Genomic DNA, 15,415 nt, shown 5'->3' on the forward strand with positions numbered 1-15,415 from the left:
CGTGTCCTCTGTGCTTCGTTCCGCCCGGTTACGAGGCGACGGGGCTGGCGGCGGACTCGACGACGAGCGTGCCGTCGATGATCTGCTGCGTCAGCGCGTCGATCTCGGCCTTGGTCTCGTCGGAGACCGCGGACTCGAAGTCGTGGAACGGCGCCAGCGCGACGCCCTCGTTCGCGAGCGTGCCCACGTACGAGGTGGCCGAGGCGTCGTTCGCGTCGTCGTCGTCGTTCGCGTTCTCGTAGGCGGTCAGGACCGCGTCGCGGACGGCGACGTCGAGGGCCTTCTCGGCGGAGGTGATGATGACCGAGCCGTAGTCGGTGGACTCGAAGCCGTCGGTGTCGACCCAGATGGCGTTGACGCCCTCGTTCTCCTGGGCGGCGGTCAGCGCGCCGATGCCGGCGGGGCCGGCGACCGGGAAGAGGATGTCGGCGCCCTGCGAGATGAACGTGTCCGAGGTGGACTTGCCGGCGGCGGCGTCCTCGAAGGAGTTGAGGAAGGTGCCGGACTGGGAGGCGACGTCCCAGCCGAGCAGCTGCACGTCGGTGCCCTTGTCGGCGTTGTGCTTCTCGATGCCCTCGGCGAAGCCGTCCATGAAGATGGTCACCGGCGGGATCTGCATGCCGCCCCAGGTGGCGACGGTCCCGGACTGGGTCTGCGAGGCGGCCACGTAGCCGGCGAGGAACGCCGACTGGGCGGTGTCGAACTGGATCGAGGAGACGTTGGCGACCTCGGAGAAGCCGTCGACGGTCGCGAACGGCACGCCGGGGTTGGCCTCGGCGGCGGTGTTCACGTTCTCGGTCATGAGGCCGCCGACGCCGACGATGAAGTCGCAGCCGTCGTCGACCGAGGCCTGGAGGTTCGGGTCGTAGTCGTCGGTGTTGGACGACTCCTTGTAGCTCACCTCGATGTCGGAGTTCTCCGCCTGCGCGGCCTCCATGCCGGCCCAGGCGGACTCGTTGAACGACTTGTCGTCGATGCCGCCCGAGTCGGTCACCATGCAGGCGCTGAACGACGCGTCGGCGTTGTCGCCGCCGTTCGAGTCGGACGGTGCCTCGCCGCATGCGGCGAGGGCGGCGAGGCCGACGGCGGAAAGGCCCGCCAAGGCCAGCTTGAACGGCTTGACAGCCATTACGGTCTCCTTTGACAATCCACGGGGGTACGTCGATACCCGCCTAATCATGGCCGCACACGTTGGCCTCTGACACGCTCCTTGATGATTTCGTTACCGAAACATCCTATGACTGAGACCAGGAATGATCAGGTGTTTCGCCCCTACTACGGCGGCATTGCGTCCCGGCGCGGCCCCGGGGACCGCGCCGGGGCGGGTCCGGCGTCACCAGAAGACGGCGACGCCCGCGGTGACGGCGATGAGGGCGCCGGTGGCCCAGAAGTGGCCCGCGGCGACGCGGTCGCGCTTCTTCCACACGGGGACGGCGATCATGACGGCGAGGAGGAGGGCGAGGACGGACTTGACGCCGATCTTCGCGTGGTTCGCGTCCGGTTCGACGCTGGCCAGGCCCGCGAGGACGATGCCGGTGGCGAGCTGGACGGCGATGCCGTAGAGCATCGCGGTGTTGAAGTCGAACTTGCGCGACAGCCACGACACGAGCCAGCCGCCGAAGACCGCGGCGAAGCCGAGCAGGTGGAGGTAGCGCAGCACGAGGTGCACGAGATCCATGCCGCGGAGTATTCCAGAGTGCGGGACCGGTGACGCTACTGCGCCGCCGGTCCCGCTGCCGCTGTCACATCGCGGGCGCTAGGAGACCCGGTGGGCGCCTTGGGCGGCGCGGGCGGTGAACACGCGCGGCGCCGGGAGCCCGGCCTGGGCGGCGGCGTCGACCACGGCGGCCTCGACCTTCGCGGCCGAGGACGCCTCGACGAGGGCGATCGCGGAGCCGCCGAAGCCGCCGCCGGTCATGCGGGCCCCGAGGGCGCCCGCGCCGAGGGCGGCGTCCACGGCGGAGTCGAGTTCGACCGAGGAGACCTCGTAGTCGTAGCGCAGCGAGGTGTGCGAGGCGGTGAGGAGCTCGCCGATCGCGGCGGTGCGGCCCTCCTTGAGCAGGGCCGCGGTGGCGAGGACGCGCTCGTTCTCGGTGAGGATGTGCCGCATGCGGCGGTTGAGGCGCTCGTCGTCGAGCTGCGCGTGCTTGGGCGCGTCCCGCAGGTGGCCGACGCCGAGCTGGCGGGCGGCCTCCTCGCAGTCGGCGCGGCGGGCCGCGTACTCGCCGTCGGCGTGCCGGTGCGGGGCCCGCGTGTCGACGACGAGCATGGTCAGGCCGTCGGCGGCGAGGTCGAAGGGGACCTGCTCGCGGGAGAAGTCGCGGCAGTCCATGAACATGACGCGGCCCTCCTCGCACAGGAGCGAGGCCGACTGGTCGAGCACGCCGGTGGGCGCGCCGACGTACTCGTTCTCGGCCTTCTGCGCGATGCGGGCGGCCTCGGCGCGGTCGATCTCGTGGCCGTACAGGTCGGCGAGCGCGATGAGGGCCGCGCACTCGAGGGCGGCCGAGGAGGACAGGCCCCCGCCGACCGGGACGTCCGAGTGCAGGGCGATGCGGACGGGGCCGACCGGGTAGCCGGACTCGTTGAGCGCCCACGCGACGCCGGCGAGGTAGCCGGCCCAGCCCGCGACGGGGCCCTCCGCGGGGCCGGCGAGGGCGGCGGCGCGCACCGTCTCGCCCTCGCCGAAGGTGGAGTGGAAGGCCCACTCGTCGGACTTCGCGGCGGCGGCGACGGCGTAGAACGGCAGCGCGAAGGGCATCACGAAGCCGTCGTTGTAGTCGGTGTGCTCGCCGATGAGGTTGACGCGGCCGGGCGCGGCCCACACGCCTTCGGGTTCGGCGCCGAAGGCGTCGCGGAAGGCGGCCGCGGCGGTCCGGGCGAGCTCGGCGGCGTGCGGGTCAGGTGTGTTCGTCATGTCGTGGCGTTTCCGGTTCGGGTGATGGGCGGGTGGGGGCGGCTACCGGCGGGCGTGCCGGTAGTACTCCCAGGCGTCGGCGACCATGCGGTCGAGGCCGTCGCGGCTGGGCTTCCAGCCGAGTTCGGTCCTGGCGCGCTCGGAGGAGGCGACGAGCTCGGCGGGGTCGCCGGCGCGCCGGGGGCCGACCAGGACGGGGAAGTCCGTCCCGGTGACCTCCTTGACGACGGCCACGACCTCCTTGTTGGAGAAGCCGTTGCCGTTGCCGAGGTTGTAGATCTTGTGCTCGCCGGGCGCGGCGGCGCCGAGGGCGAGGAGGTGGGCCTCGGCGAGGTCGGCGACGTGGATGTAGTCGCGGACGCAGGTGCCGTCGGGGGTCGGGTAGTCGTCGCCGAAGATCGCGAAGGACTCGCGGCGCCCGGAGGCGGCGTCGAATGCGATCGGGATGATGTGGGTCTCCGGCTCGTGGTTCTCGCCGTGCCACACGCCGGCGCGGTCGCGGTAGGCGCCGACGACGTTGAAGTAGCGCAGGGAGACCGCGGCGAGCCCGTGGGCGGTGGCCTCGGACTGGATGGCCATGTCGCTGGAGAGCTTCGTGGCGCCGTACGTGGAGGTGGGGGCCTTGACGGCGTCCTCCTTGATGGGCACTTCGAGCGGGTTGCCGTAGACGGCGGCGGTGGAGGAGAACACGAGGGTGCGCACGCCGGCCTCGCGCATGGCGGCGAGGAGGGCGAACGTGCCGTTGGTGTTGGCCTCCCAGTAGATCTCGGGCTTCTCCATGGACTCGCCGGCGGCGATGAGGCCGGCGAAGTGGAGGACGCCGTCGAAGGAGCCGTCGAGGACCTCGGCGACCTCCTGGACGGGCCTGCGCACGAGGGTCGCGCCCGCGGGGACGCGCTCGGCGGCGCCGGTCGAGCAGTCGTCGAGGACGACCACGTCGTGGCCCGCCTCGAGCAGCATCGTGGCGACGATCGATCCGATGTAGCCGGCGCCGCCGGTCACGAGGTATTTCACAGTGCCCCCTTCGGGCTGTCCTTCTGCAAGAGCGCGGCCGAGGTCTCGGGTCCGAGGTCGTGGACCCATCCGCCCATGACGGACTCCGAGGAGGCCAGGAACTTCACTTTGCCCGGGCCGCGGCGGATCGAGACGAGTTCGAGGCGCAGGCGCCCGAACTCGCGGCCCTCGCCGACGGGCGCCTGGTGCCAGCCGGCCATGTACGGCATCTGCTCGCCAGGGTAGGCGTTGTCGCAGCGCTTGAGGACCTCCAGGTAGAGCGGCGCGAAGGAGTCGATGTACTCCTCGGGCAGCTCGGCGAGGTCGGCGAACCGGCGGTCCGGGTAGAGGTGGACCTCGAAGGGCCAGCGGGCGGCGTACGGCGTGAACGCGATCCAGTGCTCGTTCTCGGCGATGACGCGGGGGCCGCCGCGCTCGGACTCGAGGATGTCGTCGAACAGGTCGCGGCCGGTGGCGGCGCGGTGGCGCTTGTTGGCGTCGAGGTGCTTGCGGGTCTGCGGGGTGACGTACGGGTAGCCGTAGATCTGCCCGTGCGGGTGGTGGAGGGTCACGCCGATCTCGACGCCGCGGTTCTCGAAGCAGAAGACCTGGGCGACGTCGCCGCGCGCGGAGAGGTCGGCGGTGCGCTGGGCCAGGGCCCGCACGATGAGCGCGACCCGCTCGGGGCTCAGGTCGGCCAGGGACGAGTCGTGGTCGTCGGAGAAGCAGACGACCTCGCACCGGCCCGAGGCCGGGGCCGCGTTCTCCATGCCGGTGACCTCGGCGGGCGGGAGCGGGCCGGGCTCGCCGAAGCCGCCGAAGGAGGGGAAGCGGTTCTCGAAGACCGCGACCTCGTAGCCGGGGGCGGGGATCTCGGTCAGCTCCTCGCCGTCGGAGGGGCACAGCGGGCAGGCGACGGGCAGGGTGGGGCGGTCGGACCGCCCGGCCGAGACGGCCACCCACTCGTCGCGGAGCACGTCGTACCGGATCTCCCCGGCGCTGACGCGGCCGCCGAGGTCGCGCTTGTCGGCGAACGAGGCGCGGCCGGCGCCGGGCGCGGTGTTGAAGTAGTGGATCTGGCGGCCGTCGGCGAGGCCGCCGGTCTCCATGTGGAACGCGCTCATGGTCTCTTCTCGGTTCGGCTGGCGGCGTCTTCGGTCGGGTTCGGGGCGGGGCGGGCGGGGGCCCGCCTGGCGGGGCCGTGCGGCTCCGCGGCCGGGACGGGGGCGAGCACGACCTGGTCGACGTGCTCGCCGAGGGTCCGGCGGGCCTCCTCGTCGAGGAGGGAGTCGGTGACGACGACGTCGGCGTCGCCGAGGGACGCGATCGTGGCGATGCCGACGACGTCGAACTTGGTGTGGTCGGCGACGACCACGAGGCGCCGCCCCTTGGAGGCCAGCGTGGACACGGTCTCGGCCTCGAGGAGGTTCGGGGTGGTGAACCCGGCCCGCTCGGACATGCCGTGGACGCCGAGGAAGACGGTGTCGACGTTGACCTTCTCGAGGGAGGCGACGGCGAAGGGGCCGACGAGCGCGTCGGAGGGGGTGCGGACGCCGCCGGTGAGGATGACGGTCTGGTCGGGCCGCCCGGCCCGGTAGAAGACGTCGGCGACGGGGACCGAGTTGGTGACGACGGTGAGGTCGGGGACGTCGGTGAGGCGGTGCGCGAGCGTCCAGGTGGTGGTCCCGGCGGAGAGGGCGATGGCCTGGCCGGGGCCGACGAGGGTCGCGGCGGCGTCGGCGATGGCCTGCTTCTCGGCCTCCTGGCGGACCTGCTTGACGGCGAAGCCGGGCTCGGAGGTCGAGCCGAAGTCGACCGCGGTGGCGCCGCCGTGGACCTTGGCGACCAGGCCGCGCTCGGCGAGGGTCTCGAGGTCGCGGCGGATGGTCATGTCCGAGACGCCGAACTCCTCGACCAGCTCGGCCACGCGGACCGCCCCGGTCCGGTGCACGCGTTCGGCGATCCGGCTCTGTCGCTGCTGGGCCAGCATCGGCGGCTCTCCTTCCGATCCCGTCTTCCGATCAAGATCCAACACAATTAAACATCAGGATCGGCCGGGCCGCAATACCCGGTGGTCGCTCTCTCGGCCCGGATGTCAGAATCGGTCCATGACCACTGCCGACCGCAAGCCCCGCGTCCTCTCCGGGATCCAGCCCACCTCGGACTCGTTCCACCTCGGGAACTACCTGGGCGCGCTGCGGCAGTGGGTGGCCCTCCAGGACACCGCGGACGCCTTCTACATGGTCGTCGACCTCCACGCGATCACCGTCGATCACGAGCCGAAGGTATTGCACGAGCGCTCGCGGGTGAGCGCCGCGCAGCTCATGGCCCTCGGCGTCGACCCCGAGCGGTCCGCGCTGTTCGTGCAGTCCCAGGTCCCCGAGCACCCGATGCTCGCCTGGATCATGGGCGCCGAGACCGGCTTCGGCGAGGCCAGCCGCATGACCCAGTTCAAGGACAAGTCCGCCAAACAAGAACGCACAACGGTCGGGCTGTTCACCTACCCGATCCTCCAGGCCGCCGACATCCTGCTGTACCAGACCGACCAGGTCCCGGTCGGCGAGGACCAGCGCCAGCACCTCGAGCTCACCCGCGACCTCGCGATCCGGTTCAACACCGCGTACGGGCAGACGTTCACGGTCCCCGACGCGTTCATCGTCAAGGAGACCGCGACGATCAAGGACCTCGCCGAGCCCGCGAAGAAGATGTCGAAGTCCTCGGCCAGCCCGCGCGGGTGCCTGTACCTGCTCGACGAGCCGAACCAGATGCGCAAGAAGATCAAGAGCGCCGTCACCGACTCCGACGCCGAGGTCCGCTACGACCCCGAGGCCAAGCCGGGCGTATCGAACCTGATGAACATCTACGCGGCCCTGGGGAACACGACCCTGGAGAAGCTCGAGGCGGAGTACGCCGGGCGCGGCTACGGGGACTTCAAGGGCGACCTGGCGGAGGTCGTCGCCGACTCGCTCGGCCCGATCGCCGCCCGCACCAAGGAGTACCTGGCCGACAAGGCCGAGCTCGACCGGGTCCTGGCGAAGGGGGCGGAGAAGGCGCGGCACGTCGCGGCGCGCACGCTCGCGAAGGCGTACAAGAAGATCGGCTTCTTCCCGCCGGTGGCCCTTTAGTGGATGCGGGCGCGGCGGGACCCGCCGGGAAGCCGCCGACCGTGACCGTGGGCGTCGCCATCCCGGTGCCCGCGCCCTGGGGCGACCTCCTCGACCGGGCCCGGATCGCCTCCGGCGACCCGCTCGGCGGGATCGTGCCCGCGCACCTGACCCTGCTGGGGCCCACCGAGATGCCGCGGTCCGCGCTGCCGGCGTTCGGGGAGCACCTGGGCTCGGTGGCCGCGGCCTGCCCGCCGTTCGACCTGCACCTGCGCGGCACCGGCTCGTTCCGGCCGGTGACCGAGGTGGTGTTCGTGGCGGTGGTCGACGGCATCGCCGTCTGCGAGCAGCTGGAGTCGGCGATCCGCCGCGGCCCGGCCGCGCGCGAGCGCACCTTCCCGTACCACCCGCACATCACGATCGCCCACAACGTGAGCACCGAGGCGCTCGACCGCGCCTTCGCGTCGCTCGCGAAGTTCGAGGCGAAGTTCCGCGTCGAGTCGTTCACGCTCTACACGCACCCGACGCCGGGCGCGTGGACGTTCGAGACCCTGGCGGGCGCCCCGATCCCGTGGACCCCGCGCGCGGTCTTCCCCCTCGGCGCGGGAAGCAGTCGGTTACACGCTGCAATACGCTTGCGGCATGGGCAGACTCAAGGTGCGCCTCGATGCCGGGTCGGAACGGGCGCTGAACTGGCTTATGGCGGAAGGCCGCACGAAGACGGAGGCGGTCCGATACGCGGTGTGCTACGGCTATCGCGACCTGCTCATCGAGCGGGCGAAGGCGGACCCGAAGCTCGCCGACGATCCGAGCTATCGCGCCGAGCTCGCGCGGGCCGAGCGCAGCGAACGACTTTAGCCGCCGGGCGATGCCCGGCGGCTCGTTGCGCGGTGGCCGCCGGCAGTCGGCCTAGAAGTCGAAGAGGTCCTCGAAGACGCTCTTGCGCTTCTTCTTCTTGTAGTGGTAGTCGTCGCCGTGGTGGCGGCGGTCGTCGTAGTGGTCGTCGCGGCGCCGGTCGTCGTAGCGGCGGTCGTCGTGGCGCCGGTCGTCATAGCGCGGCTCGCGCGGGGGCGGGCCGACCGGGGCGGCCGCGGCGGGCGGGCCGGCGTGGAACTTGGCCTCGAAGTTCATCAGGTGCTCGAGTTCACCGCGGTCGAGGAAAATGCCCTTGCATTCGGAGCACTGCTCGACAACGACGCCGTTGCGCTCGTACTGGTGCATCGGATTCTGACATTTCGGACAGAGCATCTGCATCATGACAACAACATATCGTGGATCGGCCATACATGCCCAACCGGAAGCGGGCGCCCCGGCTGTGAGTTCTCACAGCTAGAGCGCCCGTCAGCGGCCCGTTAATGGGTGAAGTGGCGCGTTCCGGTCAGATACATCGTGACGCCCGCTTCCTTGGCGGCGGCGATCACTTCCTCGTCGCGGACGGAACCGCCCGGCTGGACGACGGCCTTGACGCCGGCGTCGATGAGGATCTGGAGGCCGTCGGGGAAGGGGAAGAACGCGTCGGAGGACGCGACGGACCCGGCGGCACGCTCGGCGCCGGCGCGCTCCACCGCGAGCTTCGCGGAGTCCACGCGGTTGACCTGGCCCATGCCGACGCCCACGGAGGCGCCGCCGGAGGCGAGGAGGATCGCGTTCGACTTCACCGAGCGCACGGCGCGCCAGGCGAACTCGAGGTCGGCGAGGGTGGCCGCGTCGGCGGGCTCGCCGGTGGCGAGGGTCCAGTTCGCGGGCGAGTCGCCGTCGGCGTCGACGCGGTCGGGCCGCTGGGCGAGCACGCCGCCGGAAATCGGCTTGAGCTCGATGCCGGCCGGGGTCCACGCGGGGGCGCGCAGGAGCCGCAGGTTCTTCTTCGCGGACAGGATCGCGACCGCCTCGTCGGTGAACAAGGGGGCGACGACGACCTCGGTGAAGATCTCGGCGATCTGCGCGGCGGCCTCGGCGTCGACCTCGGCGTTCGCGGCGATGACGCCGCCGAAGGCGCTCAGCGGGTCGCAGGCGTGGGCCTTGCGGTGGGCCTCGGCGATCGTGGCGCCGGTGGCGATCCCGCACGGGTTGGCGTGCTTGATGATCGCGACGGCGGGCGCGTCGAAGTCGTGCGCGGCGCGCCAGGCGGCGTCGGCGTCGGTGTAGTTGTTGAAGCTCATGGCCTTGCCGTGGAGCTGCTCGGCCTGCGCGAGGCCGGGCGCGCCCGGGACGGCGTACACGGCCGCGTCCTGGTGCGGGTTCTCGCCGTAGCGCAGGTCCGCGAGCTTCGCGGCGGGCAGGGCGAGGAAGTCGCCGAGGCCCTCCCCGGCCTGCTCGGCGAGCCAGGTCGCGACGGCCGAGTCGTAGGTCGCGAGGTGCGCGAACGCCTTGGCGGCCAAGCGGAGCCGCTGCTCGGCGGTGGTGCCCTCCTTGGCGGCGTCGCGGATCCACGAGTAGTCGGCCGGGTCGACGACGACCGCGACGTTCGCGTGGTTCTTCGCGGCGCCGCGGACCATCGAGGGCCCGCCGACGTCGATCTTCTCGACGACGTCGTCGAAGCCCGCGCCGGCGGCGATGGTCTGCTGGAACGGGTACAGGTTGCTCACGAGGAGGTCGAACGCCTCGATGCCGAGCTCGGCGAGCTGCGCGCGGTGGGACTCGCGGCGGACGTCGGCGAGCATCCCGGCGTGGACCTTCGGGTGCAGGGTCTTGACGCGGTCGTCGAGGATCTCGGGGAACCCGGTCAGGTCCTCGACCTTGGTGACGGGGACGCCGGCCTCGGCGATGCGGGCCGCGGTGGACCCGGTGGAGACGAGCTCGACGCCGGCGGCGTGGAGGTCGCGGGCGAGGTCGACGACACCGGTCTTTTCGAAGACCGAGATGAGGGCCCGCTTGATGAGCTTGCGCTCGGACATGAATGCACTGCTCCTGATCGAATGATGACTGCGGCCCAGGCGTTCGACCGCAGTAACAGGTTCAGCAGTGCCGCTCCCTGGTGGTACTCCACCCGTGGCGTCCTCTGAAGGCTCCCCCTCAACAACGAGCTGCCCGGTCCGTGCCACGGGAAGCCTCGAAAGGACGTCACTCGCCAGTCGCGACCGGCCGAGCCTAACACGGCCGGACCGGGCTCCGGCCCGGCGACCGCGCGTGAGCGTCGCCACCACGGCCGGGAAGCGAGGGCCGCCAGGACCGCGCCGACCGCGTTCATGAGCGCGTCGTCGACGGACACGACCCGGCCGGTCAGGAACGCGAACTGGAGCGCTTCGAGCGCGACGGCGGCCGCGGCGGCCCCGAGCGCGACCGCGCCGAGCCCGATGCGCAGCCGCACCGGGAGGAAGAACCCGGCGGCGGCGAACACGAGCAGGTTCCCCGCCAGCTGCTCGACGACGGTGCGCGGGGAGGCCCCGGCCAGGTCGGCGAGGTCGACGAACGGGACCAGCTGGACCGCGTTCGGGCCCTCCCGCGAGGTGAGGCCGAGGAACAGGAGCGGGACCGAGCCAGCGACCGCGCCGACCTCGGCGAGCGAGTGGAGCCAGGCTTCGCGGCGGGGGCGGCCGCGGCGCACGCGCCGGGCCGCGAGCGCCCACGCGACGCCGAACGCCAAGGGCAGCAGCGCGAACGCGACGGCGAGGGTGGTCGCCTCGAGGGCGTTGACGGCGAGGGGTGCCTGCATGCGGCGATGCTAGCCGAGGACGACCCGGCGGCCCTCGACCTTCCAGCCGTCGCGGACCATGCGGCCGACCGACTCGACGAGCTGGGCCCGCTCGGCCTCCTTGATGCGCTCGGTCAGGGTCTCGACGGTGTCGTCGTCCTCGACCGGGACGGCGCACTGGGCCACGATCGGGCCGGTGTCGACGCCGGAGTCGCAGATGAACAGGGTCGCGCCCGCGATCTTGACGCCAGCGGCGAGGGCCTCGCCGGGCCCGTTCATGCCCGGGAACGCCGGCAGCAGCGAGTTGTGCGTGTTGACGTAGCGGCCCGGGAACGCGTCGAGGAAGCGCGGCCCGCACAGCTTGAGGAACCCGGCGGAGACGACGAGGTCGGGCTCGTAGGAGGCGACCTCGGCGGTCAGGGCCGCGTCCCACTCGTCGCGGGTCGCGTAGTCCTTGACCTTGTGCACGAAGGTCGGGACGCCGGCCTTCGCGGCGCGCTCGGCGCCGTACGTGCCGTCGCGGTCGGCGCCGACGGCGACGACCTCGGCCCCGTAGGCGGGGTCGGCGCAGGCGTCGAGGAGGGCCTGGAGGTTCGAGCCGGAGCCCGACACGAGCACGACGAGTTTGGCGGTCACGGGTGACACGGTAACGCGTCGTCCCGGCTCGGCGCCGGTTCGGGGATGACCACCGTGTCTCTGCGCACCAGCTCGGCCTCGGCGGCGCGGCGGTGGACGGCGAACAGCCGCGCGATGAGCGCGGCCCCGACGAGGCCGATGAGGAACTGCACGCCGGAGACCCCGGCGACCGCGAGCGGGTCGGGGCCGAGGTCGGCGAGGAGGTCCCGCCCGGCGGCGCCGCCCGAGAGGTAGGCCAGGAGCCCGAGCGTCAGGGCCGCGGTGGCGGCGGCGAGGACCGCCGCGGTGGTGACGCGCGGAAGCCGCTGGTCCGGGGACCGGTACGTGAGGACCACGCCGAACACGGCCGCGAGCATGAGCGGCAGGCCGACCAGGACCGTCGCGTAGTCCGGGAGGGGCACGTTCGGGACGGCCGCGAACACCGGGAACGCCGGGAGCGGCCCGAGCTCGACCAGCTCGGTCTGCACGGCCGTGCCGGAGCCGACGGCGAACCCGGGGCCGGCGAGGTACGCGGCCGCCCACACGGCGAGGTTCGGCAGGAACAGGAGGCTGAGCAGCGCCACGATCCACGACGCGTTCCCGTACAGGGCCAGCGTGTCGGCGACGACGGGCCCGCGCACGGCGAACGCGGCGCCCGTGGCGGCGGCCCCGAACGCGAGCAGCGCGCCCGCGGTGATGAACCCGGTGCGCAGGCCGCGGCGCAGCCACACCGACGCGGTGGCCCACGGCAGGACCCCGGCCTCGCGGGCCGAGCCGTACGCGGCCGAGGCGGCGACGAGCGGGACGGCGTGCAGGAGCGCGGGGAGCATGTCGGCGTCGAACGGCCCGCGGGAGCAGAGCGCGACCGCCGCGGCGACGAGTCCGGTGTAGAGGATCGTGACCAGCCCGGCGGCGGCCCGGACGGCGGCGGCGTCCCGCCCGCCGATCGCGCGCGTGGTCCCGGCGGCGGCCTTCGCGAGGCGCCAGGCGATGAGCACGGTGAGCGCGAGCGGGGCGACGCTCAGGTGGAGCGGTCCGATGTCGACCGGGACGCCGTGCCCGGCGAGCCACGCGGTGCCGGCCGCGGCGGCGACCACGGACACCGGCCCCTGCGCGCCGGCCTGCCACCAGCCGAGGATGACGCACACCAGGATCGGCGTGAACACCGTTGTGGCGCACCAGATCGTGGTCGCGAGCGCGGAGGCGAGGAGCGCGCGCGGGCGCTTGGGGCGGGCCCGGGGCCCGGGGTCGAGGACCTCGGTCTCGCGGTCGGACTCGCGCTGGCGCGGCGTGGAGTGGTCGAGGCGCACGGTGTCGCGCTGCGCGGACCCTGCTCTGCCAGGGCGTCGGTTCGGTCGTCGCTCCACGCCGCCCAGTCTGTCACAAGGGGGCACGGCGAGCACGGTTCCCATGACGGGCGGGCGAATGCGAGGATGGGTCCGGGACGTCCGGCCGCCGGGGCCGGGCCCGGAGGAGGCAGCGCATGGAGGGTCCGGGCGACTTCTACGCCACGGTGGACGTCGAGGAGGTCGTGGACGGGGACACGTTCCGCGCCTACGTCGACGGCGAGAAGATCCGGGTGCGGATCATGGGCATCAACTCCCCCGAGTCGGGCGGGTTCCGCGACGAGGAGGACTGGGGCGCCGAGGCGAAGGTCTACGCCAAGACCAGGCTCGAAGGCCGCACGGTCACGCTGTTCACCGACCCGGGCGACCCGATGTACGACCAGTACGACCGGCTGCTCGCGCACGTGGTCATGGAGAACGGCATGAACTACGCGGTGCTCGCCGTGGCCGAGGGCATGGCGCACACGTACATCATGCGCCACCAGGAGCTGACGATCGGCGACACGCTGCGCAAGGCCGAGCGCCTCGCGAAGGCCGAGCGGCGCGGGATGTGGAAGTCGCTCAAGGAGGACGGGTAGCGGGCGCCGGTCCGCAGCGGGCCGGAGCGCGGTCGAGCGCTCCGGGCTCGTCGGACGCGCCCGCGGCGCTCAGGCGCGCTCGAGGTAGTGGAGGACGGCGGCGACGCGGCGGTCGAGGCGGTCGTCCGGGGTGAGCCCGAACTTGAGGAAGATGTTCCGGATGTGCTTGTGGACGGCGTTCTCGGTGATGAACAGCCGCTGCGCGATCGCACCGTTGCCCAGGCCCTCGGCCATGACCGACAGGACCTCCTTCTCGCGGGGCGTCAGCCGCTCGACGGGGTCGTCGGCGCGGCGCTGCGCGAACAGCTGCGCGACCACCTCGGGGTCGATCGCGGTGCCGCCGCCGGCGACGCGGTGGAGGGCCTCCACGAACGCGTCGACGCGGCCGACGCGCTCCTTGAGCAGGTAGCCGACGCTGCGGGCGCCGTCGGCGAGGAGGTCGGTCGCGAACGACTGCTCCACGTACGCGGAGAGGACGAGGACCGCGAGGCCCGGGTGGGCGCGGCGGGCCGCGACGGCGGCCTTGATGCCCTCGTCGGTGTGGGTGGGCGGCATGCGCACGTCGACGACGGCGACGTCGGGGCGGTGCTCCTCGACGGCGGCGAGGAACGCGGCCGGGTCGCCCACGGAGGCCACGACTTCGAAGCCCTCCCCTTGCAGCACCAGGTTGAGGCCCTCCCGCAGGAGGGTGTCGTCCTCGGCGATCACGATCCGCACGGCAGCTCCACTCTGATCTCGGTCGGCCCGCCGGGCGGGCTGGCGACGGTCGTCGTCCCGTCGAGGGCCTCGACGCGGCGCGTGATGCCCGCGAGGCCGGAGCCGGCGGCGGCGTCCGCGCCGCCGCGGCCGTCGTCGGCGACGGTCACGGTGAGCGTATTCCCCCGCCGCCGCACCTCGACCGACGCGCCCTTCGCGCGGGAGTGCTTGGCCACGTTGGTGAGCGACTCGGCGACGACGAAGTAGGCGGTGGCCTCGACGCTCGCCGGGCACCGGCCGGGGACGTCCACGTCCACGGTGCACGGCACGGCGCAGTCGGAGGCGAGCGCGTTCAGCGCCCCGGCGAGCCCGCGGTCCTCCAGGACGGGCGGGAGGATCGAGCGGACGACGGCGCGCAGTTCGGCGAGCGCGTCCTCGACGGTGTCCTGGGCGCGGCCAAGGATCTCGACGGCGCGGTCGGGGTCGCGCGGGACCTCGCGCTTGGCGGCGCCGACGAGGACGGCGACGGCCACGATCCGGTTCTGGGCGCCGTCGTGGAGCGCCCGTTCGATGCGGCGCAGCTCGACGGCGTGCGCGTCGAGGGCGGCCGCGCGGGTCGCGGTCAGGCGGGCGACGCGCTCGGACAGGTCGATCTCGGGGTCGGGGCCGAGGAAATGGAGGCCGGGCCGGGACTGGAGTTCGAGGAGCTTGGGCCCGAACAGGAGCCAGAGGGCGAAGACGGCGATGCCGGTGGCGAAGCCGAGGGCCGCGGAGGTCGGGGAGTCGGCGTCGAGGAGCCCGGAGAGGATCTGCCGCTCCGAGTCGGGCGCGAACGCCCACCAGATCGGGTACGTGACGTCGCGGACCGCCACGAACGGCATGTTGATGAGGACGGCGCCGAGGATGAGGCCGAAGGTGCCGTGGAGGAAGACCCACGCGAGGTCGCGGCGCGCGGTCGGGTCGGCGCGCAGCTCCTTCAGCGTGCGGGGCGGTTCGGCGTCGGGGCCGGCGTACGGGGTCTCGACCTCGTGGCCGAGGCGCTGGAGGCGGCGGCGCTCGAGCCCGGCGAGGATGCGGACCCACTGCATGACGGGGTGCACGAGGAACCGGCCGGCGCCCAGGAGCGCGAGGAGGCCGGCGAAGGCGACGACCGGGATCGTGTAGAGCGCGAGGATGCCGAAGCCGGCGCCGACCGCGCCGTACCCGGAGGCGCGCAGCGACGCCATGAGCACCGGGCCGAGCCCGCGCCCGTCGCCGTCGGGGCGCAGCTGGGCGTCGAACCACGCTCGCACGCGCCCGCGCCTGCCTGCGGCCATGCCGTCCCTCCAAATCCGCTCGGCCGAACCGTTCGCGCCGAGCCTCCCGCCCGGCGGTGCGCCGGGCGTCCGCCCGGCCGTTTTCGCTGCTCGGGCATCGCTCGGCCAAACCTCTGCCGAGCTTCCGCTTGGCCATACCTCCACCAAGCTTCGCTTGCCCGTACCGCAGCCAAGCTCGCTCGGCCATACCTCCACCGAGCTCCGCTCGGCCATACCTCC

The 15,415-nt window shown here is 72.7% G+C and carries 15 protein-coding genes, 2 pseudogenes and 1 riboswitch; of the genes and pseudogenes, 4 read left to right on the top strand and 13 right to left on the bottom strand.

Annotated elements, in window-relative coordinates; genetic code table 11:
* Positions 1-28: 28 nt before the first annotated feature.
* The 6 genes from EIW28_RS11250 to EIW28_RS11275 form a co-directional block, all read right to left on the bottom strand.
* Positions 29-1,129, bottom strand: coding sequence for a BMP family lipoprotein (locus tag EIW28_RS11250; RefSeq protein WP_125247810.1), 1,101 nt, complete (start codon positions 1,127-1,129; stop codon positions 29-31).
* A 204-nt stretch (positions 1,130-1,333) separates the two neighbouring features.
* Positions 1,334-1,678 carry a hypothetical protein gene (locus EIW28_RS11255; protein ID WP_125247811.1) on the bottom strand — a complete coding sequence of 115 codons (345 nt, stop codon included), beginning with the start codon at positions 1,676-1,678 and terminating at the stop codon, positions 1,334-1,336.
* Positions 1,679-1,756: 78 nt separating this feature from the next.
* Entirely contained in the window at positions 1,757-2,917 is a 1,161-nt protein-coding gene (galK, locus tag EIW28_RS11260) for a galactokinase (RefSeq protein WP_125247812.1), read from the bottom strand.
* Between the two features lie 42 nt (positions 2,918-2,959).
* Entirely contained in the window at positions 2,960-3,931 is a 972-nt protein-coding gene (gene galE / locus EIW28_RS11265; protein ID WP_232013934.1) for a UDP-glucose 4-epimerase GalE, read from the bottom strand.
* Entirely contained in the window at positions 3,928-5,034 is a 1,107-nt protein-coding gene (gene galT / locus EIW28_RS11270) for a galactose-1-phosphate uridylyltransferase (RefSeq protein ID WP_197717207.1), read from the bottom strand. Before galT ends, galE begins: the two co-directional genes overlap by 4 nt.
* Complete coding sequence (locus EIW28_RS11275) at positions 5,031-5,900, bottom strand: DeoR/GlpR family DNA-binding transcription regulator (RefSeq protein ID WP_125247814.1); 870 nt, start codon at positions 5,898-5,900, stop codon at positions 5,031-5,033. Before EIW28_RS11275 ends, galT begins: the two co-directional genes overlap by 4 nt.
* A gap of 118 nt (positions 5,901-6,018) precedes the next feature.
* On the opposite strand from EIW28_RS11275, the gene trpS reads away from it, so the two are divergent.
* From trpS to EIW28_RS11290, 3 genes and pseudogenes are all read left to right on the top strand, one after another.
* The gene (gene trpS, locus EIW28_RS11280) at positions 6,019-7,035 is read left to right on the top strand and encodes a tryptophan--tRNA ligase (RefSeq protein ID WP_125247815.1); all 1,017 of its coding nucleotides are present in this window, start codon (positions 6,019-6,021) and stop codon (positions 7,033-7,035) included.
* A pseudogene (locus tag EIW28_RS11285) lies at positions 7,035-7,553 on the top strand (2'-5' RNA ligase family protein); the annotation flags it as partial. The gene trpS and the pseudogene EIW28_RS11285, both read left to right, overlap by 1 nt.
* A 103-nt stretch (positions 7,554-7,656) precedes the next feature.
* Positions 7,657-7,872, top strand: a complete 216-nt coding sequence (locus EIW28_RS11290) for a hypothetical protein (RefSeq protein WP_125247816.1) — start codon at positions 7,657-7,659, stop codon at positions 7,870-7,872.
* A 51-nt stretch (positions 7,873-7,923) separates the two neighbouring features.
* On the opposite strand, the gene EIW28_RS11295 is transcribed toward EIW28_RS11290, so the two are convergent.
* The 5 genes and pseudogenes from EIW28_RS11295 to EIW28_RS11315 all read right to left on the bottom strand — a co-directional run bounded on the left by EIW28_RS11295 (position 7,924) and on the right by EIW28_RS11315 (position 12,627).
* Entirely contained in the window at positions 7,924-8,271 is a 348-nt protein-coding gene (locus EIW28_RS11295; protein WP_232013936.1) for a TFIIB-type zinc ribbon-containing protein, read from the bottom strand.
* Positions 8,272-8,366: 95 nt separating this feature from the next.
* Positions 8,367-9,908: a bifunctional phosphoribosylaminoimidazolecarboxamide formyltransferase/IMP cyclohydrolase gene (gene purH, locus EIW28_RS11300; RefSeq protein ID WP_125247817.1), complete on the bottom strand. Its 1,542-nt coding sequence runs from the start codon at positions 9,906-9,908 to the stop codon at positions 8,367-8,369.
* Positions 9,909-9,934: 26 nt separating this feature from the next.
* Positions 9,935-10,099: riboswitch (ZMP/ZTP riboswitch) on the bottom strand.
* Between the two features lie 78 nt (positions 10,100-10,177).
* Positions 10,178-10,666: pseudogene (locus tag EIW28_RS11305) on the bottom strand (VanZ family protein); the annotation flags it as partial.
* Between the two features lie 9 nt (positions 10,667-10,675).
* Positions 10,676-11,290, bottom strand: a complete 615-nt coding sequence (gene purN / locus EIW28_RS11310) for a phosphoribosylglycinamide formyltransferase (protein WP_197717208.1) — start codon at positions 11,288-11,290, stop codon at positions 10,676-10,678.
* Positions 11,278-12,627, bottom strand: a complete 1,350-nt coding sequence (locus EIW28_RS11315) for a cell division protein PerM (RefSeq protein ID WP_125247819.1) — start codon at positions 12,625-12,627, stop codon at positions 11,278-11,280. The genes purN and EIW28_RS11315 overlap by 13 nt, the downstream gene beginning before the upstream one ends.
* Positions 12,628-12,743: 116 nt before the next feature.
* Here EIW28_RS11315 and EIW28_RS11320 point away from each other — a divergent pair, with 116 nt between their 5' ends.
* Positions 12,744-13,184 (top strand): thermonuclease family protein, encoded by a 441-nt coding sequence (locus EIW28_RS11320; protein WP_125247820.1) that lies wholly within the window; start codon positions 12,744-12,746, stop codon positions 13,182-13,184.
* Positions 13,185-13,253: 69 nt separating this feature from the next.
* On the opposite strand, the gene EIW28_RS11325 is transcribed toward EIW28_RS11320, so the two are convergent.
* Together EIW28_RS11325 and EIW28_RS11330 are read right to left on the bottom strand one after the other, a co-directional pair.
* Positions 13,254-13,901, bottom strand: a complete 648-nt coding sequence (locus EIW28_RS11325; protein ID WP_125247821.1) for a response regulator transcription factor — start codon at positions 13,899-13,901, stop codon at positions 13,254-13,256.
* The gene (locus EIW28_RS11330; protein ID WP_125247822.1) at positions 13,889-15,196 is read right to left on the bottom strand and encodes a sensor histidine kinase; all 1,308 of its coding nucleotides are present in this window, start codon (positions 15,194-15,196) and stop codon (positions 13,889-13,891) included. Before EIW28_RS11330 ends, EIW28_RS11325 begins: the two co-directional genes overlap by 13 nt.
* Between the last annotated feature and the right edge of the window lie 219 nt (positions 15,197-15,415).

The organism is Glycomyces terrestris (assembly GCF_003933745.1).
Classification (GTDB): Bacteria; Actinomycetota; Actinomycetes; order Mycobacteriales; family Micromonosporaceae; genus Glycomyces; species Glycomyces terrestris.